This window comes from Sediminispirochaeta smaragdinae DSM 11293 (assembly GCF_000143985.1).
GTDB lineage: Bacteria > Spirochaetota > Spirochaetia > DSM-16054 > Sediminispirochaetaceae > Sediminispirochaeta > Sediminispirochaeta smaragdinae.
This window is the reverse complement of the sequence record NC_014364.1, coordinates 882,615-907,254: the sequence shown is the minus strand read 5'-3', so window position 1 is coordinate 907,254 and position 24,640 is coordinate 882,615. Positions and strand designations below refer to the sequence as shown.

Here is a 24,640-nt window from a genome sequence, read left to right as displayed (position 1 = left end):
AGTATAAAACTATTATTTTCCCGTTGTCTAATGATCATGAAAGAAATTTGTTTTCACAATTGGCGTTTATTAGTATTTAAGTAAATACCAAGTCGGGGGCTTATGGTGGAAAACAGTTCCCTGGACAAAGAACTTCTTGATCTCTATACATTTGTTCGTTTACACGGGTGGAAAAGCCAGACAGGCCAATTATTGAATGCCTTTGTCGAGAATTTTCTTGAAGCAACTTCCCCTGAAGGGGAGAAAACAAAGGCTTCGATTTTGCAATATACCGACTCTATTTTAAAATCCGACGGAACGTCCCGAGAAAAGATTCTTTCACTGCTGCTCTACCACAAATTGGGCAAAGGTTACTTTGCCATTGCAGAAAATTTTTACCGTCACCTTTATGGAAATATAGGGCAGGAGGACTTTTCATTTCTCTTTTCAGAGCTTTTCATAGGGAAAAACCCTCTTCCCAATGACCTATCCTATGATATTTCCATAAGAAATTTCATATCATATAAACGAGCAATCTATCATGCCATGCAAATCGATCACTTCCAGTCGGTTCATACCCCGGAAATGACAGCCCTCTTTTTTGTCTGCCTTTTATGCAAAAATGACGTAAAGGAACAAAATAAAGCACTCATTTGCTACCTCCTTTCTCGAATTGATGTAGATCTCCCGGCAAATATTGAAAGCGGCGTAATGAACTATCTCTCTTCATTGCAAGACATTATAGAAGAAGTTGAAAAACGAAAAGAAGCGGTCTTGTCGGATCCCCTTTTCTTTGACGACGAGCCGTCGACCTCAACCAATGCGGTCAAGAAGAATACAAAAAGCAACGATGCACCTGGGATCTATCATGCTCATATCGATACAAGGCATAGTACTGAGCATACCGATATCTTTAACCCTATAGTCGAAGATCATCGTTTTTTTCCTGAGTCAAAAAAAAAGAGAACAGCGATGAGCTCAAACAATCCTTCGGAAACGATAAGCAATAAATCGTTAAGATTCCTTCACGCACACGATATTCTTTGGAAAATAAAAAGAGTAAACGCCGATAAAGAAAAACTTCAAGACAGTAAATCCATTCTAAAACATAGTGCAAGAAAAAACGACACCACACATATACCTTTGTATACACAGGTCAATATTAATACCGAAGAGAAAACAATAAAAAAAGATGAAGAGGTCAAAAATGTTGCAACTACGTTTACGGTAGAATTCAGCCGAAACAGAATACCTGGGAAATTCTTAGAACAGGATATCAAAAAAAATAATCTATCGAAAAAAACAGTAAAACGTCACCAACAAAAGTATAGTTGTCGTATTATTGCTTTTATTGTTCTTCTAATCATAGTTATGGGATTAATTGCAATCCTTTTTCATGAAAAAAAACCTTCATCTAAAGAAATAGGGAAACCAAATACCACTATTAATACAGGGATACAAACTCCAGACTCGCATCCAGTCATATCAGATAGAAAATCTTATACCCAAGCATCTTCTACATATACGAATGTAGGTCCTTATACTTTTGTATGGTACCCCTCAAAAGGAGAAAGTCTTTGGGTTCTTTACCAGGAAATAAAAAATGATCCACATACCACATGGCATAAAGCCTTATCGGCAGCAAATAGTGGGTGGACCGAGTTTCTTAACTATATACTTTCGATTAATCCTGAAATTACATCTCCAGATCTTATATATCCTGAAAATCCGATAACAGTAGAAAAACTATGATTTCTAAAAATATTTGAAAAAAATGTTGTAAAAATTGACATTCCAAATTCTGTTATCAATAATTTTTTCTATGGATATGTGCTTCAAACTATAAAAACGGAGGAACACGATGGATAAAGAACAAACTCGAAGTGTTGAAGAAACTTGGAGTAAAGAATCAATAATGGATGTTGAAATAACCATTATTGAAAGGATGATTGGCTGTCGAAGTGTTGAAGCGGTGGAGGCATCTATCAGCTATGCTCGATTTTTACATCTTGCTGGTCTCGATAATGACAATTATCCACTGTTTCTGCGCCTCTTGGAAGTAGAAAATCATTGGGTTATCGATTCTTTAATCGAAAACAAAGATCCTTTTCTGCTCTTAAGCTCAGTGCACCCTAATAATTATCTCATTCTAAATGCTTTCCGGCTCCTTACCAATTGGCATCCAGGCGGTATTTATCCCAAAACGCTGGCTATCATTCTCGGCGTTCTCCAGGCAGCCTTTAGCTCTCCCAAGGATGGATATCGTATATACAATGTCAGTATCAACGATATTAATAATTTGGGAAAACATTTGAACAAAGAACTGGGACAGGACGATCTCAACAATCGATGCATGCTTGATATTCTTGATCGTATTGGTTCTTTGGCAGGGACGACCGAAAACGAGGCCATCGAGCAGGCCGCCAGACAGGCAAACAGCATTAGGACGTTTTTCTTCGATAAACGGAAAAAGATGGAAGATATTATTCCTCAGGTTCTCTTGGTCAAGTCGGATTATATTGCAAAAGAAATACCACCAGAGAAAGTCTTTGTAGATTAATAAAGGAGAACACGATGAAAGAACTTTTTGATAAGAAACAAGCCTATTCCAAGGAAGATATTGCTGCTATCGAATATAGCCAACTCAAAGGAATTATGGGAGTTCGTACTGTCGAAGCAGTTGAAGCAGCGATGACGTACGCCAATTATCTCAATAGTATTGGAATCACATCGAGCAACTATCCAATATTTCTCAAGGTTCTTGGTGTTCGAAATCACCATGTTATCGATTCCTTACTGGGGACACGTGATCCATTCCTTTTTCTTAGCTCAATACAGCCAAACTATTTTATCGTTGCAACGTGCTTTAGTTTTTTGGCAAAATATCATCCTGCAGAAATTTATTCGAAAACCCTTGGAATCATTCTTGGAGTATTCCAAGCAACATATTCCAACCCCTTAGATGGATACAAGATTTATCCCCCAACCATTGCAGACGTAAACAGCCTTGGAAAACACTTGATAGAAGAAAAAGGACAGGATGATTTATTGAACCGGTCGATTTTGGATGTTTTGGATAAGCTTAGTGAGCTTGAAGGACAAAATATAGACGAAGAAATGGAAGACCTCGCTGTACATGCCCATAATATCAGAAATAATTTCTTCGATTCAACGAAACGCCTTGTGGATGTTATTCCCGATGTACTATTAAAAACCGAGCCTAATTTGGATCTTGAAATCAATCCCAGAAAGAATGGAAGCCTTAGCGAAAATACAAAGCCACAAGCTCGTGCTACACCAGCTGCTAAACCGGAAGAAGAAAAACCTGCTGCCACAAAAAAGAAATAGGAGAGTAGTTGTGCCTTTCAAGGGCAACAAGGTGGCAAGAGAAATCCTCTTGTCCGAACAGGACTGATAAGGAGAAATGTATCATGAAACGATGGGAAGAAGAGGGCTGGCAGGAAGATGATCTGAACAAGCTAGAGCTTTCGTTTCTCCGGGATATTCTGAAGTGTAAAGAGGCAAAAGCAGTCGATGGTGCGATTGCCTATGCTTCTTATCTTAACAAGGTCGGGGTTAATTCTGATAATTACCCGATATATCTCAAGTTGTTGGCTATCAGAAATCACTGGGTTGTAGATGCTTTAGTAGGTACTACCGATCCTGATACGTTCTTTGGAAACATCCAGGCCAATTATTATATAATCAGAGATTTTTTCCAAGCCTTTGCAGCAGCAAGACGCGGAGGGCTTTATGAGAAAAGCTTGCTTGTTTATTTGGGTATGTTAAGAAGAACGTACCATAACCCTTTGGAGGGATACAGAATTTATCCGGTGACTATTTCTGATGTGAACCATCTTGGCAAGCATTTGAATGAGGAAAAAGATCAAATGTTCGACTTGAATAAGAACATTTTATCGATTCTCGACAAGATTGCTTCCCTGCTTGATCCGGGGAATACCGAGTCCATTGATGATGAACTACTTAAGGTTGCTACTCAGGCCAATAATATTCGTGGGAAATTCCTTGATATGACAAAGTCGTTAAGTGAAGCCATACCCGATCTCATGCTGCAAACCGATGAATTCTCAGCACAGGAAGTTCCTCCCTCAAAAAGTTGACAACCAATAACCTTTATAAAACGGCCTAAAGCGAAAAGCTATAGGCCGTTTGTTTTATCTCTTATGAACAGTTTGACGACAAAACCTGTGGTTCTTTCAAGTTCCGCAACAATAACGAGAGTCAAGTCACTTGAACGTTCTTTCCTTCTGCCTATACTATAGGATATAGTTCAAGTTAAAGGCGGGAGCAAGGAAGGGAAAAGCGTCAGGTTTTCTCTGATCAATTCATATGGCGAGTAAGAAAAAAGATTTTACCAGATCATATTTTGATCTAAATTTCATGGAGTATCTCCGTGGTATTCGACCGGGAGTTTGCAATATTTTTGAAAAAGATTGCTCTGATTTCTTGGGTTTCAGCGGAGAATATTATACCTGCTGCGTTTTAGAAATAAAATGTAGAATGGAGACTCCCACGGCTCTTGAAAACATAACTATACATGTAAAAGACCTGAAAAAGGCGATTAGGAGTACATTAGAAGAAAGGTTTAGTGTCTATACCATGGAGCTCAGCAGTACCATCCTTGTTTACATCGTTAATTTATATGATAAAGATGATAAAAGGGTGCTGACAGACATACTCCGTCTTTGGGGAGTTAATACTACCGACATTGAATTGACAATAGGGATAGGAAGAGTTCGTCACCACATCAATAACATCTGGAAATCATATAGTGATGCAATGACCGCAATTGGCAATAGAAAGAGTGAGACCGCTTATCAGGTTGTTGATTCTGATGACATAACGATTTCATATAATATTCTTTATACGTTTGACCAGGAAAAAAAGATACTCAATTACCTAAGAACGAATGACTTTAAAAGCATTAATAAAGTCTTTATAGAAATTATTGATGAAAACAAAAGAGTTTTTTTGTCGCATAAGCATATGAATATTCTGTTTATGCAGTTATTCAGTACAGCAATTCGCTATGCGGCAGAGAATGGACTTGATATGAAAAAAGTTTCAACAGAAACTGAACAGGAATTGTTTAATACTTGACAATACCGCTATATGCGACTATGACTTGAAACTTATCTGTCTTCTGGACTTTTATTTCAGGGTGATGGAAATTACAGGCCAGAATAGAGCATGTCAAAATAAGGTTCTGGTTGAGCACATCATAAAATATGTGAAGGACAATTATTGCAACGGATTATATATGGAGAAGGTAGCATCTCATATGGATCTCTCTTCCAAATATATCTCAAAAATTTTTAAACAGAGAATGGGCATTTCACTTGTTGATTACATCAGTCTGGTGCAGATCGATAGGTCAAAAGAGCTTCTTCTTGATACAAATAAAACAATAGATGAGATAGCCGGCAGCGTAGGCATTAATAGCCGGGTTACCTTTTACCGGTTATTCAAGAAACATGAGGGTATTAGTCCCAGCTCATTTAGAAGAGCAACTCCATAAAAACCTGAGTAGCAAAAGTGAAACCGAAACAGCAATATTGAAACACCTCTTTTTTCCGTTGATTGCTATAATAGGTAATAAATTATCAATACAGGTATTTAGACTCAAAAAGGAGAAGTGTACTAACAATGAGAAAGGGTTATGCTTTTTTGATATCGGCAATAGCTGCCATGTTGCTTTTTACCGGATGTCATCCATCAAATTTGAGTTTTACTGCAGGCTCGTATATCGGAACGGCCCAGGGTAAAAACGGCCAGATCAAAGTAGAGGTGTCTGTTGATGAGGACTCAATTAACAGCATAAAAATAGTTGAAAATCATGAGACAGAAGGTCTTGCAGACACTGCTCTGAAGCTGATTCCAGCTGAGATTATTAAGAACCAGAGTTTGGCTGTGGATACGGTGTCCGGCGCGACTATTGTCAGCGATGCAATAAAGGAAGCGGTCAAAAACGCTCTGGAGCCATCGGGTGTAGATTTAAAACGGCTCTCAGAAACACATTCCGAGGCACATAAAGAAAAGGGTTCAGCACAGAAGACACCAATGGCACCCGGAGTTTACACTGGAAGTGCATACGGGAAATGGGCCAAGGGAAGCAATGAAGGTGCCCGTTTCGGTTCGCCCAAGGTAATACAACCGATAACAGTTGATGTAAAGGTTGATGAAGATTCGATCCTTGATGTTACCGTTACAAACTGTGACGATACCCCTGGATTCAAGGAACCGGCAATAGAACGCATGCAGAAGGATATTGTTGAAAAACAAAGTATCGCTGTTGATGTTGTTTCCGGATGCACCATGACCTGCCGGGGTATTATTTCTGCGGTTACCCAGGCCATGGAACAAGCAGGCGCCGATTTTACGGATTTTAATGCAAAAACCGAAAAACGTAATTCCACTGAGGAATACACGGCTGATGTTGTTATAGCAGGAGGCGGTACGGCGGGCACTGCCGCTGCGCTTGCGGCCATAGAAAAAGGCGCCAATGTTGTCATTGTAGAAAAGACGGGAAAAATCGGGGGTATGGGAGTCTGTTCCACGGGGTTTATCGGGGTTGAAAGCTCCTTTACAAAGGCTGCCGGTTCAAAGGTGACAGTCGATGAGGTTTTCAAGGAAATGATGGAATACTCGGACTGGACCGCAAACCCCTTGATAGTCAAAACCATTCTTGAAAAATCAGGAGATACCGCGGATTGGTTAGCTGCTCATGGGTACAAGTTAAAGATAGGCGGATACGGATATACCCACGATACCGGAAAAGGTACACAGAAAATGCAGGACCTTTACGACAATTATATCCTTCCGGCAGGCGCAAAGCTACTTCTTGAAACCTCCGCTACAGAGCTGCTCATAGACGGAGCCAGGGTCACAGGGCTCAAGGCTGTAAAAAAGGATGGAACCGTTGTAACAGTACATGCCGATGCCGTTATCATTGCCACCGGAGGGTTTGGAGGAAACCCTGAAATGCTTGAAAGGTATACAGGCAGTTCCAACTATTATCTTTCAGGACTATCTGCCAGCACCGGCGACGGGTTGAACATGGCCCTTTCTGCCGGAGCAATGATGAACGAGGAAATTTTTCCTCACCTGACGGAATTTGCTGCCAGCACCACCCTGGATTACAACAGTTACTTCATGAAGTATTTGAATTACGGAGGCCTCCTGCAGGTAAATATCGAAGGCAAAAGGTTTATGGATGAGGGACTTTGTGCAGAACAACCTCTTGCAAAGGGGGCTTCGGCAATAAGGACCGCAGGCTCTTTTTATGTCATATTTGATCAAGCCACCCTTGATACCCTGCATACTCAGGGCTTTCCGGGATTGTTTCCAAAAGAAACCACCGAAATGCTCAAGAAAACGATTCTGTGGAGAGGCAGGGCTCTGGTCCCTTTTACCTCCATCATGGATGAGATGCAGAGAGCCATGGATGCACATATTGCATGTAAGGGCAGCAGCATCGAAGAACTGGAATCCCAGATGGGAGTTGAGAAAGATGTCCTTGTTAATACGGTAGCAAGATACAAGCAAATGGTTGATCAAAAGCAGGATGATGATTTTTACAAGAATCCTGTATGGCTTACCCAGACAATTAATGGAGGCCCCTATTACGCTGTCCGTATGGAGCCTGCCATATTCGGAACAAGCGGCGGAATAAAAGTTAATGAACAATTCCAGGTTGTCAACAAAGAATTGCAGCCGATAGCAGGATTATATGCGGCAGGACAGGATACAGGAGGTTTCATGGGCTACCCCTACTACGATATCCCGGGCTGCACTATGGGGTATTCTTATAATTCAGGAAGAATAGCCGGTGAACATGCCGTTGATTATTCAAATAGGAACTAATTTTACATAAAGTTACTGTCCTGAATCGTGGTGGTTTTCATGCCCGGCCATACGCTGGAAGAGAGTCAATCTTCCAAGCGTATGGCCGGAATATATCTATCCCAACAGATCACCGCCACTCCGGCGCAGCGGCTGATCCTGACGAAATCAAGCAAACTTCTCAGGCGCTTATAGCAAAGCCGCAAGATTTCTGACTCCTTCTTCGATTTCCGGCGTCATGGGTGAGGCAAAAGTGATTCGCATACAATTGCCGTAACGCTCTTCAGGAGAGAACGCCTTCCCCGGAACAATGCTGATTCCCAAGTCGAGAGCCTTTTCAAAAAGAGCCAAAGTGTCGTTGCCCTGCGGTAGCTCGACCCAAAGATAATAGCCCCCTTTGGGCTGGGAAATTGCGGTACCTTCGGGCAAGTATCGATGCAAAAGGACAGACATCTCCCTGGCCTGACGGGACATGGTTTTTTGCAGCCGCACCAGATGCCGCTCATAACCAGGGGTGGCCAGATAGCGTGCCAGGACCTTCTGAGACAAGCCGCTGTTGCCCAATGTGAGGGACATCTTCAAATTTCGGCAACGATGAAGATAGGTCCCTCCGATAAGCCAGCCGGATCTCATGGCTGGGGAAAGTGTTTTTGAGAAAGATGCACAGTAGAGCACTCCGCCGGAGCTATCGAAACTTTTCAGGCACCGATCCTGTGCATGATGAAATGAGCAGTCATGATAAACATCGTCTTCGATAAGTACGGTTTCAAAGTGTTCGACCAATTCGACCACCCGTTTCCTTGCCTCTTCCGGCATAACAAACCCGAGAGGATTTTGATAGAGGGCCGTCATGACCACGGCTTTGACATCCTCGTTGCGCAGCACCTCTTCCAAACGGCCAAGATCCATACCAGTTTCAGGGGAGGTCGGCACGGTGATAATACGCCGCTTCAGCTTCTTGAGCATTCCAATCGTCCCCATAAAAATCGGACACTCCAAAACAATCACATCCCCCGGTGAGGAACAGGACTGTATTGCCAGGGAAAGGGCCTCCGTGCATCCGTTTGTCAGTAAGATCTCTTCAGGATTCACTATGACTCCGCGGAGCTTCATGATCTTTGCTATTTCCTTACGAAGACCGGGATCTCCCAGCTCATCGGTATATTCAATCAGACATTCAGGCTGCTCCTTCAAAAGGGTATGAAATTCCCGTTTCAAAGCGGGCAAAGGCAAATAGGAGGAATCCGGCAAGCCCGCGCCAAGAGGGATGGTAGAATGATCGTTGCTGGCCTCCACGATCCTTCCGAGGATGCTCACCGGTTTGGCCTCCCTGGACTTGAGGGAAAAGGGCTCCTTCTCTGGCGTCGGAAGCGGAACAGATAAACAATCTGCTGCAAAAAATCCCGATTTTTCCACGGAATAGATACGCCCCTGCGCCTCCAAAACCTCATAGGCCTGCATCACCACCGAAAGAGAACAGTGATAACGACGGCTCATGAGCCGCAGGGACGGCAGCTTTTCTTCCCGGACGATCACCCCCTCATCAAGAGCCTCGGAAATTTGACGAACGATTTTTTCGTAGAGGAATTCGCTTTCGGATGAGACCATAACAGAAACCTAATCTGTTATGGTACGATTGTCAAGTTTTTGCATCTGTTCACCTTTAGCACAGTTTCACATACTCACTGCATACGAAACACCTGGAGGTATCTTATGCAGTCAATCTTCATACCGGTCATCCTTTTCACCCTTTCTATGACCATCACCCCGGGCCCGAACAACATGCTCCTCACGGTATCCGGTGCGCAGTTCGGTTACAGGAAGAATCTACCGCTGATTATCGGTATCGTTTTGGGACTACAAAGCCAGCTTGTCCTAAGCGCAATGGGACTGGGGTTGCTTTTTCAGGAATTCCCGGTAATCCAAAACATCCTGAAAATCATCGGAACCCTTTATCTTTTATACCTGGCCTTCCACATTGCGTTTCAAAACCGTAAAAGCAGGGGAAAAGAACACACTCAGAAGCCCCTGACTGTGTTCCAGGGAATGGCACTGCAGTATCTTAACCCTAAGATATACGTTACGACGATAACGGCCATGAGCGTATATACGCTGGAAGGAAACCAGTACCTAGCCTCCGTACTGCTGATCACCGGATGCTTTCTTGTCATAACACCCCTTTCAGTATCGGTATGGGCCGCCTTCGGATCATTTTTGAACCGATGGATGGGGGATGAGAAAGGAGCTAAAGGAATTCGTTATGCTCTGGGAGGCCTGACGGCCGCATCGGTTGTTTTTATTATTCTGTGAGACTTCGGGGGTAGAGAACCCGTATCCCGTAGAGATTGCGGGCCGCCCCCGAACCCCATGTGTCACTTACATTGTAGACCTCGCTGAAGGAGTGCTCATCCGGCAATTCCGGATCATTCATGGTAAAGCCCTTCTCATCATAGCCGGTCAGCACGACATAGTGAGGAGCCCCTTTATAGACGACCTCGGCGATAACCGGAATGCCATGATCAAGATAATACCTCGTCAGGATGATATCGGCAGGAAGGGCTTTCCAGTCGAAGCGGGTATAGACCCAGCCATCCCCGTAGGCAGTAAGGGCCGGCCAATTCAAAACAGCCTGCCCCACATTATCAACAATCTCCCTGTCAACTTCAAAACCGTCGTGCATCTGAAGCCAGTGGTTCATCACCGAGGGATTATTCTCCTCCCCGGTAAAATACGAAACCACCATGGCGATACAGGTCAGGGCGCAGCCGTGGCTGCGGATGGTAACCCACGAGTCTATACCCAACGTTTCATCGGCCCATGGAGCCTCCTTGCCCTGGGTATAGGAGGGTACATCGATTGAGATCCCCTCCGCCGAAAGGTCTTGGGACAAAAACACAAAAAGTAGTGAAAGGAGGGAAAAAATCGTAATAGGCTTTCGCATGGCTCTCCGCTTATGTCGTTTTTCTTGTGTCTGTTGCTAATAGAAATATAGCGCATAAAGAGAATCTACTGTTCCGAATCCTGGTGATTGAAGGAACGTAATTCCATTTCCTATAATAAACTGAAAGTTGAACTATGTGAAAAAGAAAGTACTGACATAAAAGCAAGGATTTTACCGGCAAAGTGACTCGCACACCACCAGGATTCGGAACACTACATTTGGATTATATTAAAGGGCATGGCTACGCTTCTTCCTGAAGATTGCAGGAAGAAATGCAGCCTCACACAAATGAATCACATATGCTCCCGGATCACCGCTAAGAAATCCGAGCCGTAGGCAGCAAGTTTTTTCTCCCCTACCCCGGAGATGGCAAGCAGTTCGCTGCTGGTCTCGGGGAGGGCTGCGGCCATCTGGGTGAGGGTCTTATCGGAAAAGATGATGTAAGGGGGAAGGTGGTGCTCCTTTGCCAGACGAGTACGCAGCTGCTTCAGCCTGGTAAGTAGCTGCGTATTTGTCGGGGTGGGAGCACCACCGGCTGCTGTCTGTTCAAAAGAAGGGGCTTTTGCAGAGGACTCCGCCTTGCCTCCGGGATCAAGGATGAAAAAGGGCTCGTTGCCGAAAAGAAGCTTTCGCCCTTCTTCGGTAATCCTCAGCACGTTGAAGCGATCGCTGTCACGGAAGATCATCTGCTGGCCGATGAGTTCGGTGACAATGCCCATCCACCACTTCTTGCTCTTGTCTCTCCCCACGCCGTAGGTTTTCAAGGCGGCGTGTCCGTTCTTGCGGATCTTCTCCGTATCGGCGCCGCGGACGATATCGATAATGTGACCAGCTCCAAAGCCTTCACGGGTGCGATAGATGGCGGAAAGGAGCTTTCGCGCATCTGTACCGGCATCAATCTCGTTTGTGGTTCCGGTACAGACATCGCAGCTGCCGCAGTTACCCTCGAAGGTTTCGTTGAAATATTCTAGAATCTGCTTGCGCCGGCAAACATTGACCGAGGCAAAGCGGGCCATTCTATCCAGGTTCTCCCTGCTTCGTCGCTGCTCGGCAGGATCTTCGATCTGCCGAATGAAATAATTCAGACGGGCAATGTCGGCGGTACCGAAAAAAAGGATACATTGGGATTCCAAGCCGTCCCGCCCGGCACGGCCGGTTTCCTGATAGTAGCCCTCCATGCTCTTGGGTAGGTCACCATGGATCACGTAGCGAATGTTGTTCTTGTCGATTCCCATGCCGAAGGCCGTGGTGGCGACAATGACCTGAACATCATCGTTGTTGAAACGTTCCTGGTTCCGCGCCCGCTCATCCTTGTCCATTCCTGCATGGTAGGGCAAGGCACGGATACCCAGTTTCCCCAGGTAGTCGACGGTTTTATCGGTATCTTTTCGGCTCAGGCGGTAGACGATTCCCGACTGGTCCGGATGTGCTCCTATGTACTGGGCGATTTGGGAGAGAACCTCGGTTTTGGGTAAAACCTGATAGAAGAGTTCTTTTCGATTGAAGGATGCCCGTAGGATAAAGGGATCTTCAAGCCGAAGGAGCCGGATAATATCCTCCTGCACCCGAACCGTCGCGGTGGCGGTAAAGGCGGCGATAGGAACCGTGGGAAAGGCGGTACGCAACTGTGCAAGGGCCAGATAGTCCGGTCTAAAGTCGTGGCCCCACTCGGAAAGGCAGTGGGCCTCATCCACGGCAAAGAGAGAAACATTAAAGGCTGCCAAGCGCTCGGTAAAACCATCGACGGCCAGACGCTCGGGGGAAAGATAGAGGAGTTTAATCTCCCCTCGGTAAAGACGACGGTAGGTTTCGGTGGCATCCTCCTGGCTCTGACTACTGTTCAAAAAGGCCGCAGGAATCCCCAGGCTAAGGGCCGCATCAACCTGGTCCTTCATGAGGGCGATCAGAGGACTGACAACAACGGTAAGCCCGTCAAAGAGCAGGGCCGGAATCTGATAGCAGAGGCTCTTTCCGCCCCCGGTGGGCATGGCGGCAAAAAGATCCCGCCCTGCAAGGATGGCGTTGATAACCTCCTTCTGGTTCGCTTTAAAGGAGGAGTAGCCGAAAACCGATTTAAGAATTCTTCTGACTTCATTCATACCTATTTTCGTACGCCCCCCTCCGATGCCAGTGCATAACGCGGATGTTTTGAGAATCTAAGAAAGGTTATCTCTTCGTTTTCCCACGACAGGTTATGATCCATGCTTCAATAAGAGTCGAAGCACGTTCGACATCCGTCAGGAGACATCATCCAGGTCACCGTCGATTCAATATCCCTCTTAATCTTCTCACTATGATCCCGGACGGAATATCCCTTCTCCGGCAGTTACCTACAAACCAAACCGTGGGGAAAAGTATGCACCGGCATAAAAACAAGTATTTTACCAGCAAAATGGCATGTGTACCACCAGGATTCCGAACACTATATAAGTATTTGGTAAACCGAAAAAATCCTGATACAATCGAATGGGGTGAAATTATGCCTTCTGGTTTCAAATGGAGCGTCAAAACGATGAAATCGTACGGAAAACTGATACTATCTTTGGCCGTCGTGCTTCTGGCCGTAGCAGCCTGCTCTTCGGATAAAAGAGAGACACTGTTAGATCCGGATAGGCCCATTACGGTGACCTTATGGCACTACTATAACGGCAATATGAAGGTGGTCTTCGACAGCCTCGTTTCAGAATTCAATGAAACGATAGGTATGGATCGGGGAATCGTTGTGGATGCCCAAAGCCAGGGCGATGTTAATCAGCTGGGAGCCGCTGTTTTTGATGCCGCCAATAGATCTATCGGTGCCCCACCCATGCCGGATATCTTTGCTTCCTATCCAGACAATGCCTTTCGGGTCAATCAAATTGTTCCGCTTGTGAATCTTGAACAATACTTCTCACAGGAGGAGTTAAGCACATACCGAAAGGAGTTCCTTGAAGAGGGTCGATTCATTACCGACAACAAATACTACATTCTTCCCATAGCAAAGTCTTCCGAAAACCTTTATGTCAACCGAACGGCCTGGGAACCTTTTGCAAAAGCCTACGGCTTTACTGAAAAGGATCTCTCAAGCTGGGAAGGTCTCGTCAAGGTATCGAAAGCCTACTACGAAGCCACGGGCAAGGGGTTTTTCGGGGTGGATTCGAACGCGAACTACATGATAGTCGCAAGCATGCAGCTGGGTACTGAACTCTTCAACTATTCTCAAGATGGAACAGCGAGTTTCAATCTTACCCCGAAGGTTGCCAAGGCGATCTGGAGCTATTTTTATACTCCCTACATGTATGGATACTTTGACAAATCGGGACGCTTCAGTTCCGACGATGCCAAAAACGGGACCGTATTGGCCTACACGGGATCAACTGCGGGGGCCGCATACTTTCCGACCGAGGTGGCGTTCAATGACAAAGATGTACAGAAAATAGAGCCTCTTGTGCTGCCCTACCCCTGCTTTGAGAACGGAAAGCGCATTGCGATTCAGCAAGGGGCCGGTATGTGTATCACGAAAAGTGACGACGCCCATGTGTACGCAGCCACCCTGTTTTTGAAATGGTTTACCCAGCCGCCTCAAAATCTGAAATTCGCTCTATCCACAGGATACTTTCCGGTTACCAATGAGGCCTTGGATGGGGGGAATTTCATCAAAGAAGCCTCTGCGGGAAATAGTTCCTCGGCAGCGATAGTGGCCTCGTTCACGGCAAGCGATGATATGTTCAACACCTATACCCTCTATAACAGCAAACCCTTCAGGGGAAGCTTCGAAATAAGGGATTTTCTGGAGAAGATGCTTATTGCAAAAATTTCAGCCGACCTGGACAGCGTAAAAAGGGAGATGGAAGGAAATGGGGACAGGACCGCTCTGCTTACCCGATTAACCTCTGAAGAGGCCTTCAGTACCTGGTATACAGAAATTCAAGGGCAGGCACATCTCCTCCTTCAGCAAAAATAGGGATGACTACCGGTGAAGGGAATACGGTCGAAGAAAGGCTCCATTGTCCACAAGATAACGCGATTAATTCTCGGAATTATCGTCCTTCAAACCCTGCTTTTCAGTGGAACACTGATCGTGGGAGGCGTGATCTACCAGGCCGAGAAAAATGCCTATCAGGCCTTTCACGATAAGGTTAACAGCAGAAAGGCCTACCTCCAAAGTGAGATGAAAAATAGCTGGACAAACTATGATCCCTATATAGCTAATATCCGCAAACTGCTTTCAACACATGAATCCGATACAAAAGGATTCTTCAGGGAAGCTGTCACGCAGATGATTCCCATGCTCAGGGCGACCCAGGCCACCGGGGTATTTATCATCATCAAACCTATTGATAACGGAAGCAAGGGATTTCCCGCCGTATATCTCCGAGACTACGACCCCATGATGAACCCCTACAGTAACGATGATATCTATATGGTGTGCGGGTCACCGGAGTTGGCCGAAGTGCTTATGATCCCCATGGACCAGACATGGCAGTACCGATTTCACCCGACAGAGGGCTCCGACCTTTTTATCAATAAACCCTATGAAGCGGCCACCGTAGCGAGTGCGGCGACACTTCTCGGATATTGGAGCAAACCCTTTACCTTGAACGAGCACGATATCCCGATCATCACCTATTCCATTCCCTTATTCGATAATTCGGGAAAATTACGCGGCGTCATTGGGACCGAACTTACGTTGAACCACCTGGCAAAATTCTTCCCTGCTCAGGAGCTTCAACCCCGTGACTCGTTGGGGTATTTTATTGCTTCAAGCGACGAAGAGAACGAGGAAAAGGTTCCACTCATCATGGGTGGAGCACTGCAAAGACGATTTATCAAGGAAACAGAACCGCTGAAGCTTTCGATAGTCGACGAAGAGGAGCATATTTATACGATAGAAAATCATGCAGGTAAAGAAAGCCTGTATGCCGCCGTCGAAGAACTGGGGCTCTACAAATTTAATACCCCGTTTGAAAACGAACATTGGTATCTAATCGGTATCATGCGCAAAGATTATCTTCTCAGTTATGCCAATCGTATCCGTCAGATCATCCTCATCTCTCTCCTTTTTTCTATTGTGATTGGTACGGTGGGGGGAGCCCTGATCAGTTTCCAAATGACAAAACCTATTGTCGTACTTGCCAAGCAGGTCAGGGATATCGATCTCCAGCATGAACTCCAATTTATGCCGACAGGTCTTCAGGAGCTTGACGAACTTTCGCGTTCTGTCGAAATTACCAATCATCGAATGTTGGAATCGGCCTCACGTCTTACAAAAATCATCGCGATGCTTGGACTTCCCATAGGCGCTTTCGAGATGAATCCGGCCATGGGTAAAGTTTTTGTTACGGAATACTTCTGGGATATCATCAACATCGATAAAAAGGAAGCACCGCTGTACGAAAATCAACAAACGTTCACAGAGCTACTTGATCACTTATTCTCAAAACCCGATAGCACGGAAACCGATGTGTATGCGATTGGAGAAACCCCCACACGCTGGATCCGTTACAAAGAATCGAGAAATGATGGCATCATCGTCGGGGTTGTCATTGATGTAACAGGTGAGATACAGGAGAAGAAGCAGATTCAGCGGGAAAGGGATCATGATCCACTTACCTCACTGTTAAACAGAAAAGGCTTTCAGTGGGAGTTCGAAAGATGGCGAGAAAACTCTTCCGGTTCCTTAGCAGCGCTTGTCATGTTTGATTTGGACAATCTCAAACAGGTCAACGACAATTTCGGGCACAAATGGGGCGATCAATACATAGTCGCGGCAGTGGAGCAACTTCGGGGAATCGCCCCAAAAGAAAACCAGATTCTCGGACGTCGCTCCGGTGATGAGTTCATCCTCCTGCTTCACGGATTCGAAAGCAAAGAGAGAATTCGCCGCTGCATGGAAGCCTTTTATGAAGAGCTAGTGGCGAAGCTTCTATCATTTCCCAATGGAAAATCAGCACCTGTTTCGATTTCCGCTGGGCTGATGTGGATCGAGTCGGAACAGTTCACCTATGACGAACTGCTCCACTTCGCCGATGAAGCCCTCTACATAGCAAAAGGCAATAGGAAAGGCAGTTATGTTGAAAACACCACCTTTCCCGGGAGCGACAGGAATGTCATATCATAGAACGCAGGCGGAAATTATTCCCTTGCAAGCTCCAGGATGGCCTTTACGTCCGACTCCGTCAATTTGACGAAATTCCCCACACCGGTACTTCGTTCCTGAAAGGTTTTTGCAGCGATTTCGTCGAAACGATCGGAGGGTATTCCCAGTTCCTTGAGGCTAACCGGCAACCCGATAGATGAAAAGAAGGCCTTTAGTCTCCCGATTCCCTCCAAGGCGGTTCTCTCCGGATCATCGAAACGCTCGTCCACATTCCAGACCCGTACGGCAAACTGAACGAATCGCTTGAGGTCATGTTTGTACACATGCTTCATCCATGCGGGCTGAATAACAGCGAGCCCTGCGCCGTGGGTGACGTCGTACATTCCGGAAAGCTCATGCTCGATCTGATGCGATCCCCAATCCCCGATGCGACCGGTACTCAAAAGGTCATTATGAGCAATGGTGGAGGCCCACATGATCTCCGCCCTGGCGTCGTAATCTTCGGGATGTTGGATAACAAGCGACGCATTTTCAATGACGGTTTTGAGGGTTGCCTCACAGAGCCTGTCGGTAAGATCCACCTTGGTGGTATTGGTAAAATAACGCTCCATAATATGGGACATGATATCGGAGATACCGCTGGCACTTTGATAGGGCGGCAGGGAAAAGGTAAGTTCGGGATTCATCACGGCAAAGCGGGGGCGGAAGAGATCGTTTCCCAAGCCTCGCTTGTACCACCCATCTTCATTGGTTAAAACACAACTGCGGGAGGCCTCGCTTCCGGCGGCAGGTATGGTAAGGACAACACCTATCGGAAGACAGACCTTCGGAGTCCCCTTGCCGAGAAAGAAGTCCCACACATCGTGTTCCGCATCCGGAACCCCGGCGGCAATTCCCTTGGCCGAATCGATAACGCTTCCTCCGCCAATTGCCAGGATAAGATCAACAGAGTGCTTCCGACAAAGTTCGATTCCTTCGCGCACCAAAGAGAGGCGGGGATTTGGAGCCACTCCGCCGAGCTCAACATATTCAAGCCCTTCGGCAGTAAGCGAACTCACGACTCTATCAAATAAGCCCGACGTTTTTATCCGATCGCTTCCATAATGAATCAACACCCTTTTAGCGTATTGAGCCACAGTTTTTCCTACCTCTCTATCTGTTCCCCGGCCGAAAATAATCCTGGTAGGGCTTACAAATTCAAAATTTTCCATAGCGCAAACACCTCTTTTATTTTACTATGCCTCCAGTATAGCGTTTTTTCGATCTTCTTGTCACAAGGGCTGGAGCAGCCAATACGCTTTTCATTGTCATCGTGAGCTGCAAACGCAATTTCGTCCCTCTTTTTTTGCCCAATACAGCCTATCGTCAGCCTTTCGAAAAAACGATTTCGGGTCACTATTCGGCTGTTCGGCCTCTGCCAGCCCAATGCTGATGGTAACGGTAATCTCCTCTGATTCCCAGAGGAAAGGGGTATCGGCGACAATTACCCGCAAACGCTCTGCAGCGATTTCCCCCTGCTCAAGGGTGATTCCGGGCATAACAACTGCAAACTCTTCGCCTCCGGTGCGGAAAAAGATATCTATGTCTCGAATCTGCCCGGCAATCCTGGAACTAAGCTCCCGGAGTATAAAATCACCAGCGGGATGGCCCCAGGTATCGTTGATTATTTTGAAGAGATCGATATCGAAAAGCAGCAGGCTAATCGGCGTACCGTAACGCTGATAGTGCTGCAACTCCTGAGAGAGTACACTGACAAAATGTCTTCGGTTATATATACCGGTCAGCTCGTCTTTCAACGATAATTCAAAAAGCCGGGATTCCGTTTTTTTTCTAAGGGTAATATCGGTAAAGGAAAGAAGTAGGGAATCGGAGATAGTGTTCAACGAAACCTGAACGTAGATAATGGTTCCGTTGCCAGTGGTACAGGTAAGGTCACGATCTTCCGGCAAATGTGATGCCAGAAAAAACTTAAACTGAGCCTCCATTGCCGGATCAGGGCATAATGTCGCGGTAAAGGAAGCGGGAGAAGAAAAACGATCCAGAGCATACCCGAAAAGTGTCGTAAATGCAGCATTGACATAAGAGACTGAGAGGTGCGGTGTCAGAACAGCAAGCGCCGCAGGTGTCAGTTCCAAAAGCTTTCGATATTTAATTTCGCTTGCTTTCAAAGCGGCGGTACGTTCGTGGATCAACGCTTCCAGATTCTGCTGATGTTCTCTAAGAGCCGCTTCCGCCCTGTCACGTTCCCGAAAGGTCTTTTCCAGCTCCGAACGGATAAGGGTTATTGAGTCGAAGACCGGCAGAAGTGGATGCCGATAATGAAGGGCCACTTTGCCGGTCTGTTTTCCACTTTTCCAGTCGATGCTTTCGAGATAGTCGAGAAGTTCCTTATTATAGCGAGCCGTTTTGGTATGCAGGAAAGCGAAGGGATCAAGCCTGTCAGGAGGCAGGGAACCTGTTTCCACATAAAACGACGCCACTTTTACAGCCTCTTGATAGGTTCTGCAAATACGTATCCCGGTTTTAAGGAATCCCAAGGCCCTGCCCAGCCGTATGCTAAGTTCCTGACTCCAACTGCAATTACAGAAAACAACAACTTTAAGCTGCTTGTTATTAACGATGAAATCCATGAAAAGCTTATGGGCTTGGAGCGTCCCGTCCCGATAGCGGCGCCAATCATGAATGAGGATAAAGGGCCCGTCCGAGGGGATATACTCATCGGCGATCCTTTTGCCAAATGCAAGTGAGGCACGTTCGGTTTCTTCGGTTGTAAAGCCGTTGCCACGGACGAGTAAGGTATACTTTCCAAGAAGAGCATAGGAACAGGAAAACGCAGGAGAAAACGTAACATGTTCCCATTCACTTTTTTGAAAGAAAATCAGATCGGCAGACATCACCTTATGTCATCCTGCATGCATCAAGAATACTAAAAAGATACTACAGCGACAATAAGATAGCCAGCTTTGGACAAAAAGGAAAAGTTACTTATCTTCTACAAGCCACCCCTTCATGGATGGGGTGGCTTGTAGATTGCTATATTTCGATGATACACATGGCCTAAAGCTTCTGCAGATACGAAGCCGCACTTTCGGCAGCAGTTTTTCCGGAAAAGAATGAAAAGGTACTGGCACAACCGGTATCCTTAAAATTGTAGTCATCGCCGTAGAATCCGCCGGCATCAGCTCCGATACAATAAAGGCCGGGAATGACGGCGTGTTTCGTACCGACTACTTCCATCTTTTCATTTACCTCTACCCCGCCGATGGTGGTAAGCATGCCGCCGACCGTTTTGCAGGCATAGTAGGGCCCCTCTCCAAATGCGATCAAGCGACTTGGGTCTTTTGAAAACATGGTGTCAACGCCTGCCTCACAATAGCCGTTGTACTCCTTGATTGTCGCCAACAGGGCATCCGTGGGAACAGCCATCTGCTGTGCCAACGCTTCCCAACTATCGGCTTTACAGATCAGGCCCTTGCTTGCGGCAAGGTCCAAAGCATCCTGCAAGCCGACAGCAGGTTTATTGGTGGAAGGGGTAAAACAGGTACTATGTATGGTATTGTGGTGTTCCATAAAGCTTACCATGGATTGGTCTAAAAGGCTCCAGTAATAGCCGTCGGGCTGGCTGCATACCTTGGTAAATCCACCGGTCTCATCGGAGAAACGAACTCCGGTTGCGTTTACCCAAAGATAGGGCTGGTAAGATGCACGATGGACCAGGGAATCGATGGCACAGCCGGGTACGGTATTGAGGCTATGAGCTATATAGCCTGTTCCCTGTTTTGCCGCGCCGACGGCCCAGCACATCTGGATGCCCTCTCCCATGCGGCCGCCGGTACCGCCTGCCGCCCGATTGCCTCCCGAAGTAGAGGCCTCGGCCATGGCATGACTGACATAGCGTTCCAGCATCTCCTTATTGTCACAATAACCGCCGGTTGCAATGATTACAGTTCCGGCATGCACCGTAATGGTATCTCCGGCAAGATTCTCAGCGATAATACCGACTGCCTTGCCCTCTTTCATGGTGATGCTTTTTCCCGTCGTATTCAGCAGCGTGGTGACGCCAAGTTTATTACACTGCCGCTGCATGGTGAGCGCCACCCCGGGGCCCTCACCCTCGAACATCAGCCATGTGGAGCTCCCCGGACCACGGAAAGAGTCCAAGGCCATGATCGGCTTATTCCCCTGTTGTATCATCCAATTGATGGTCTTGCCCACATTGTTCATGAAGGCTCGTACGATACGCCCGTTACAACGATTACGATTATAGCTCATGTGATAGACATACCCTTCCTCCGCGCTCTGATTGTCGGTGCGGTTGAAGGTTTCTTCCACAATGGAATCGTTGGAATAGTGGGCCTCTGTTCCAAAAAGACCTCCGCCTACGGCACTCTTTTTCTCTATCAGCACCACCTTCAAACCAAGCTCTGCTGCCCGAACGGCGGCGGTAAGGCCGGAACCTCCTGCACCAACGATGACAAGGTCGGCATCATAGCTCGCGTCTCCCGTGGATACGGCAGTGCCTGCTTTGGTACAATCCTTTGTAAAACTGTTTTCATCCCCTCCAGCCTGGAGGATACAATCCTTTACCCCATTGATGATGCCCTTGCAAGCGAGGGTACATCCGGTAATGGTATCCACATTCACGCTGTTGTTCTCCACAATCTTGGCGGGCATAAAATTAATAGCAGGAGCAGCAATCCATGAGGTCTCTTTGTTTTCGAGAACCTCGCAGCCGGTGATGACACCATTCTCAAAGGTGGTGCTTACCTTGATAAAATCATTTCGCCCTGAACCGATGCCTTCGTAGCTTCCATTCCTTATCTGCGCAGCGGAGGAAACCGCCGCCGCTGTACCCGATTGTTTTACTCCGCTCTCTGTGCTCTTATTGCCGCATGCCGCAAAGGTCAGCAATAGGGACATCAGAAAGGCTGAGCCAACTATGTGCATTATCGTTTTCATAACGTTGGTACTTCCTTACGTAAAAGTCTTATTTCTTCAACCAGCGCTGGATATCCCGAACCGCAAGGCGAGCACTGGTAACGGAAAAACCGCTTGCGGCCCCATTTGCTATACGCATATCGTAGGTATCACCATACAATCCGCCAGCATCAAGTCCTATGGCATAAAGACCAGGAACGACATTTCCGTCGGTATCGATCACCTGCAGCCCTTCTGTGACTTTCGAACCGCCAACGGTTGCATACATTCCAAGAACAACCCTGACCGCATAATAGGGAGCCTCTTTGATAGAAAAAAGAGCCTTTTTCTCCATGTAAAACTCTGGATCCTGCCCCTGGGCCGCATAGCCATTCATGTCGGCCACACTCTTTTTCAGGTTTTCAAGCGGCATACCGGTCTGTTTCGAAAGTCCTTCGAGGCTGTCGGCAGAAAACATCCAGTCGTTTTTCTCGGCAAGAGCCTTATCGATCCCCTCCTGCAACTTGGGCAGTTTTCTCGGTATGCCGAAGCCGAAACGCTGGCCCTGTTCAATAAACTCGTCCACGGTTTTCTGATCAAACACGACGAAGGCAGTTCCTCCTACCTGCTCCGTTGCATTGGAACGGTATTCGATGGGAAGCCTCTCGTTCATAAAGCGCCTGCCCTGGCGGGAGAGCGTCAATAGCCCCTCGTTGTAGACTGCCCCTAAGATATCGGGGTATCTAGTATCCGGGCCCATCTGCTGGCTTATCGGAATCGGCATGACAAGACCGGCCCCAAGTACCGCACTCATGCCGACAAGATCGGCATGAACCTGGGAAAGCATCTTGAGTCCATCGCCTTCCCGTCCTCCGGCCCCTACATTCAGATAACCTGGGTATCGCAGGTACTGCTCCTTGAGGGCCTGATTGCTCGAAAAGCCGCCGGTCGCCAAAATGACCGCCCGGGCCTCGACAGATAGCCTTCCCCCATCCTTTTTCACCGCAGATACACCGCAAACCTTACCATCCCTGATAATGAGGGCCTTTCCGGGGGTCTCATAGAGGATTGTACCGTTGGGACTTTTCTCGATTCGCTCAGTAAGATTTTTCACCGCCAGACGACCGGCCTTTCCCCCATCGAAAAGGTGCCATGCGATATTGCCGTCCGGCGGGTTCGCCGTAATGACACCCCGGAATTTCACTCCTCTGTCCATCAGCCATGTGATCGAATCACCGGCATTATTGTAAAAAGCCTTCAAAAGGGAGGCATTGGGCAGCCAGTGGTGAAAATCCATCGACTCCTTGAACAGCGTTTCCACCGAAAGATCCACACCGGCCTTTTTCTGAATCGGACTGTTCACACCGAATACACCTTCCACATAGGTGAATCCGCCGCCGGTGTATGACAATTTCTCAAGGAGAACAACATCATACCCTGCCTCTATCGCCGCATTGGCAGCAGCCAACCCGGCACCCCCTGCACCTACGACAACAACATCACAGCTCATTTTTTCTTCGGGGCCTGTACCATTACCGGTGGCCTCGTGACCCTTTCCTTGCAACTTCTCAGGGTCGCCTCCGGCCTGGCGCACCGCATCGGCAACCGCCGCAATAAGGGCATTGCCGGCCACCGTTGCACCGGAAACCCCATCCACATCAAGGCTTTGCGTCTTGACGATCTCTTCCGGAATCGTCGAAAACACCGTATCGGTGATCCCTTCCGTTTCACTATGGCTGACAACCTTTATGGAATCTATCTTTGATTCACTACATGTCACCTCAACCCGAACAGGGCCGTTGTGTCCTTGAGCCTCCGCAGTATAGGTTCCGGGCTTATAGCTTAGGGCTTCAAGTTCCTTTGTGCATGATTGCAGCATCAACAGGCTGATGATTGTTACAACCATGAAAAAAACACTTCTCACGCTTCTCCTCATGACTCCTCCGAATTACAACACTACCTGCCGTTACGGCAGGTTTGAGAGATAGCCTAGAGCTTCAAGCCGCTTGAAGGTCAAGGAGATAATTATTTTTTTATGGGAACTGAAAAGAGATAGAGGTAACGAGGTTCTTCGGACTGATAATCAAGAGAGAGAAATCTGCCGAGGATGGGACCGGAAGCAAACACATGATTGGAAGATACACGCCTTCTCAGGACTTCGAGCTCCCATTCCATGACCTTTTCCGCGCTGCTTTTCATCAGTGCGGTAAAGAGACATTCGCAAGGAGGAAAAAACATAACGGGTGGATTACTCTTTTCTCCAAGAGACTCCCCCAGTTCCTGTGTGATGGAGAATCCCCAATCCCCCTTAGCCCCTTCACCTGGGGCAGTCTCTACCGTTTTCAGCAAGAGAGAATAATGGATCTGGGGCAGATATCGCATCCATCTTCTGACGACCCTTGTCACATCCTGCCGAATGGCAAGCTCTCCGCCGACAATATTGGCAACCCTGTAGAGTCCCGGCCGCATCCCTATCTCCACACCTTCAAGAAGCCGCCTTGCACGAAGCAGTTCGGAGCGGTAGGAGTCGATCTCCTTTTTAAGCATAGAGAGGCGTCCTATCTCTTTCTGCAAGTCATTGCTCTGACCGGCGAGCAGGTCAAGGTTCGCTGCCGAATCATTGTGAGAAACCATGGGAGTTACCGTTTCAAGCGGTAATTCGAAACTCCTCAAAAGTCGGGCAATCAATAATCGGCAAGATTCCTCCGGGGTATAGACCCGATAGTTATTTTCACTATCTTTAATGGGTTTGACTATCTCGTGGGTTTCATAGAATCGCAAGGTGGAGGCAGGGGTACCGATCAAATTGGATATGTCACCTATATGCAACTTATCAGCCATGGAATAGTTCGTCCCTCTTT

General features: G+C 47.0%; 18 protein-coding genes. 10 read left to right on the top strand and 8 right to left on the bottom strand.

Features of this window, described 5'->3' with window-relative positions:
- Window positions 1-102: 102 nt before the first annotated feature.
- The 7 genes from SPIRS_RS04370 (at window position 103) to SPIRS_RS04340 (ending at window position 7,863) form a co-directional block, all read left to right on the top strand.
- A complete protein-coding gene (locus SPIRS_RS04370; RefSeq protein WP_013253463.1) occupies window positions 103-1,731 on the top strand; it encodes a hypothetical protein in 1,629 nt (542 codons plus the stop codon).
- 109 nt (window positions 1,732-1,840) lie between these two features.
- Entirely contained in the window at window positions 1,841-2,539 is a 699-nt protein-coding gene (locus tag SPIRS_RS04365) for a hypothetical protein (RefSeq protein ID WP_013253462.1), read from the top strand.
- 14 nt (window positions 2,540-2,553) lie between these two features.
- The gene (locus SPIRS_RS04360; RefSeq protein ID WP_013253461.1) at window positions 2,554-3,327 is read left to right on the top strand and encodes a hypothetical protein; all 774 of its coding nucleotides are present in this window, start codon (window positions 2,554-2,556) and stop codon (window positions 3,325-3,327) included.
- A gap of 83 nt (window positions 3,328-3,410) precedes the next feature.
- Window positions 3,411-4,100, top strand: a complete 690-nt coding sequence (locus tag SPIRS_RS04355) for a hypothetical protein (protein WP_013253460.1) — start codon at window positions 3,411-3,413, stop codon at window positions 4,098-4,100.
- A gap of 229 nt (window positions 4,101-4,329) precedes the next feature.
- Window positions 4,330-5,100 carry a hypothetical protein gene (locus SPIRS_RS04350; protein WP_041865981.1) on the top strand — a complete coding sequence of 257 codons (771 nt, stop codon included), beginning with the start codon at window positions 4,330-4,332 and terminating at the stop codon, window positions 5,098-5,100.
- Between the two features lie 25 nt (window positions 5,101-5,125).
- On the top strand, window positions 5,126-5,518 hold the full coding sequence (locus SPIRS_RS04345) for a helix-turn-helix domain-containing protein (protein ID WP_083771455.1): 393 nt from the start codon (window positions 5,126-5,128) through the stop codon (window positions 5,516-5,518).
- A 128-nt stretch (window positions 5,519-5,646) separates the two neighbouring features.
- Complete coding sequence (locus SPIRS_RS04340) at window positions 5,647-7,863, top strand: FAD-binding protein (protein ID WP_013253459.1); 2,217 nt, start codon at window positions 5,647-5,649, stop codon at window positions 7,861-7,863.
- 168 nt (window positions 7,864-8,031) lie between these two features.
- Here the strand turns inward: SPIRS_RS04340 and SPIRS_RS04335 are convergent, their stop codons facing one another.
- A complete protein-coding gene (locus SPIRS_RS04335; RefSeq protein ID WP_013253458.1) occupies window positions 8,032-9,450 on the bottom strand; it encodes an aminotransferase-like domain-containing protein in 1,419 nt (472 codons plus the stop codon).
- 105 nt (window positions 9,451-9,555) lie between these two features.
- On the opposite strand from SPIRS_RS04335, the gene SPIRS_RS04330 reads away from it, so the two are divergent.
- Window positions 9,556-10,152 carry a LysE family translocator gene (locus SPIRS_RS04330; RefSeq protein ID WP_013253457.1) on the top strand — a complete coding sequence of 199 codons (597 nt, stop codon included), beginning with the start codon at window positions 9,556-9,558 and terminating at the stop codon, window positions 10,150-10,152.
- On the opposite strand, the gene SPIRS_RS04325 is transcribed toward SPIRS_RS04330, so the two are convergent.
- Window positions 10,142-10,783, bottom strand: coding sequence for a C39 family peptidase (locus SPIRS_RS04325; protein WP_013253456.1), 642 nt, complete (start codon window positions 10,781-10,783; stop codon window positions 10,142-10,144). The genes SPIRS_RS04330 and SPIRS_RS04325 overlap by 11 nt on opposite strands.
- Before the next feature lie 293 nt (window positions 10,784-11,076).
- Window positions 11,077-12,882, bottom strand: a complete 1,806-nt coding sequence (gene recQ, locus SPIRS_RS04320; RefSeq protein ID WP_013253455.1) for a DNA helicase RecQ — start codon at window positions 12,880-12,882, stop codon at window positions 11,077-11,079.
- Window positions 12,883-13,295: 413 nt separating this feature from the next.
- On the opposite strand from recQ, the gene SPIRS_RS04315 reads away from it, so the two are divergent.
- The gene (locus SPIRS_RS04315; RefSeq protein ID WP_013253454.1) at window positions 13,296-14,726 is read left to right on the top strand and encodes an extracellular solute-binding protein; all 1,431 of its coding nucleotides are present in this window, start codon (window positions 13,296-13,298) and stop codon (window positions 14,724-14,726) included.
- A 12-nt stretch (window positions 14,727-14,738) separates the two neighbouring features.
- Complete coding sequence (locus SPIRS_RS04310; RefSeq protein ID WP_013253453.1) at window positions 14,739-16,883, top strand: diguanylate cyclase domain-containing protein; 2,145 nt, start codon at window positions 14,739-14,741, stop codon at window positions 16,881-16,883.
- Between the two features lie 14 nt (window positions 16,884-16,897).
- On the opposite strand, the gene SPIRS_RS04305 is transcribed toward SPIRS_RS04310, so the two are convergent.
- From SPIRS_RS04305 to SPIRS_RS04285, 5 genes are all read right to left on the bottom strand, one after another.
- On the bottom strand, window positions 16,898-18,073 hold the full coding sequence (locus SPIRS_RS04305) for an iron-containing alcohol dehydrogenase (RefSeq protein WP_013253452.1): 1,176 nt from the start codon (window positions 18,071-18,073) through the stop codon (window positions 16,898-16,900).
- 96 nt (window positions 18,074-18,169) lie between these two features.
- Window positions 18,170-19,756: a sensor domain-containing diguanylate cyclase gene (locus SPIRS_RS04300; protein WP_013253451.1), complete on the bottom strand. Its 1,587-nt coding sequence runs from the start codon at window positions 19,754-19,756 to the stop codon at window positions 18,170-18,172.
- A 163-nt stretch (window positions 19,757-19,919) separates the two neighbouring features.
- Window positions 19,920-21,821, bottom strand: a complete 1,902-nt coding sequence (locus SPIRS_RS04295; protein WP_013253450.1) for an FAD-dependent oxidoreductase — start codon at window positions 21,819-21,821, stop codon at window positions 19,920-19,922.
- A 28-nt stretch (window positions 21,822-21,849) separates the two neighbouring features.
- The gene (locus SPIRS_RS04290; protein WP_013253449.1) at window positions 21,850-23,715 is read right to left on the bottom strand and encodes an FAD-dependent oxidoreductase; all 1,866 of its coding nucleotides are present in this window, start codon (window positions 23,713-23,715) and stop codon (window positions 21,850-21,852) included.
- An 89-nt stretch (window positions 23,716-23,804) separates the two neighbouring features.
- On the bottom strand, window positions 23,805-24,620 hold the full coding sequence (locus tag SPIRS_RS04285) for a helix-turn-helix domain-containing protein (RefSeq protein WP_013253448.1): 816 nt from the start codon (window positions 24,618-24,620) through the stop codon (window positions 23,805-23,807).
- Between the last annotated feature and the right edge of the window lie 20 nt (window positions 24,621-24,640).

What these genes read in the sequence shown, in the direction of transcription:
- SPIRS_RS04300 (WP_013253451.1), bottom strand. Translation starts at nt 19,756, where the DNA reads ATGTCTGCCGATCTGATTTTCTTTCAAAAAAGTGAATGGGAACATGTT.
- SPIRS_RS04360 (WP_013253461.1), top strand. Translation starts at nt 2,554, where the DNA reads ATGAAAGAACTTTTTGATAAGAAACAAGCCTATTCCAAGGAAGATATT.
- SPIRS_RS04340 (WP_013253459.1), top strand. Translation starts at nt 5,647, where the DNA reads ATGAGAAAGGGTTATGCTTTTTTGATATCGGCAATAGCTGCCATGTTG.
- SPIRS_RS04285 (WP_013253448.1), bottom strand. Translation starts at nt 24,620, where the DNA reads ATGGCTGATAAGTTGCATATAGGTGACATATCCAATTTGATCGGTACC.
- SPIRS_RS04325 (WP_013253456.1), bottom strand. Translation starts at nt 10,783, where the DNA reads ATGCGAAAGCCTATTACGATTTTTTCCCTCCTTTCACTACTTTTTGTG.
- SPIRS_RS04355 (WP_013253460.1), top strand. Translation starts at nt 3,411, where the DNA reads ATGAAACGATGGGAAGAAGAGGGCTGGCAGGAAGATGATCTGAACAAG.
- SPIRS_RS04290 (WP_013253449.1), bottom strand. Translation starts at nt 23,715, where the DNA reads ATGAGGAGAAGCGTGAGAAGTGTTTTTTTCATGGTTGTAACAATCATC.
- SPIRS_RS04295 (WP_013253450.1), bottom strand. Translation starts at nt 21,821, where the DNA reads ATGAAAACGATAATGCACATAGTTGGCTCAGCCTTTCTGATGTCCCTA.
- SPIRS_RS04335 (WP_013253458.1), bottom strand. Translation starts at nt 9,450, where the DNA reads ATGGTCTCATCCGAAAGCGAATTCCTCTACGAAAAAATCGTTCGTCAA.
- SPIRS_RS04315 (WP_013253454.1), top strand. Translation starts at nt 13,296, where the DNA reads ATGAAATCGTACGGAAAACTGATACTATCTTTGGCCGTCGTGCTTCTG.
- SPIRS_RS04370 (WP_013253463.1), top strand. Translation starts at nt 103, where the DNA reads ATGGTGGAAAACAGTTCCCTGGACAAAGAACTTCTTGATCTCTATACA.
- recQ (WP_013253455.1), bottom strand. Translation starts at nt 12,882, where the DNA reads ATGAATGAAGTCAGAAGAATTCTTAAATCGGTTTTCGGCTACTCCTCC.
- SPIRS_RS04365 (WP_013253462.1), top strand. Translation starts at nt 1,841, where the DNA reads ATGGATAAAGAACAAACTCGAAGTGTTGAAGAAACTTGGAGTAAAGAA.
- SPIRS_RS04305 (WP_013253452.1), bottom strand. Translation starts at nt 18,073, where the DNA reads ATGGAAAATTTTGAATTTGTAAGCCCTACCAGGATTATTTTCGGCCGG.
- SPIRS_RS04330 (WP_013253457.1), top strand. Translation starts at nt 9,556, where the DNA reads ATGCAGTCAATCTTCATACCGGTCATCCTTTTCACCCTTTCTATGACC.
- SPIRS_RS04350 (WP_041865981.1), top strand. Translation starts at nt 4,330, where the DNA reads ATGGCGAGTAAGAAAAAAGATTTTACCAGATCATATTTTGATCTAAAT.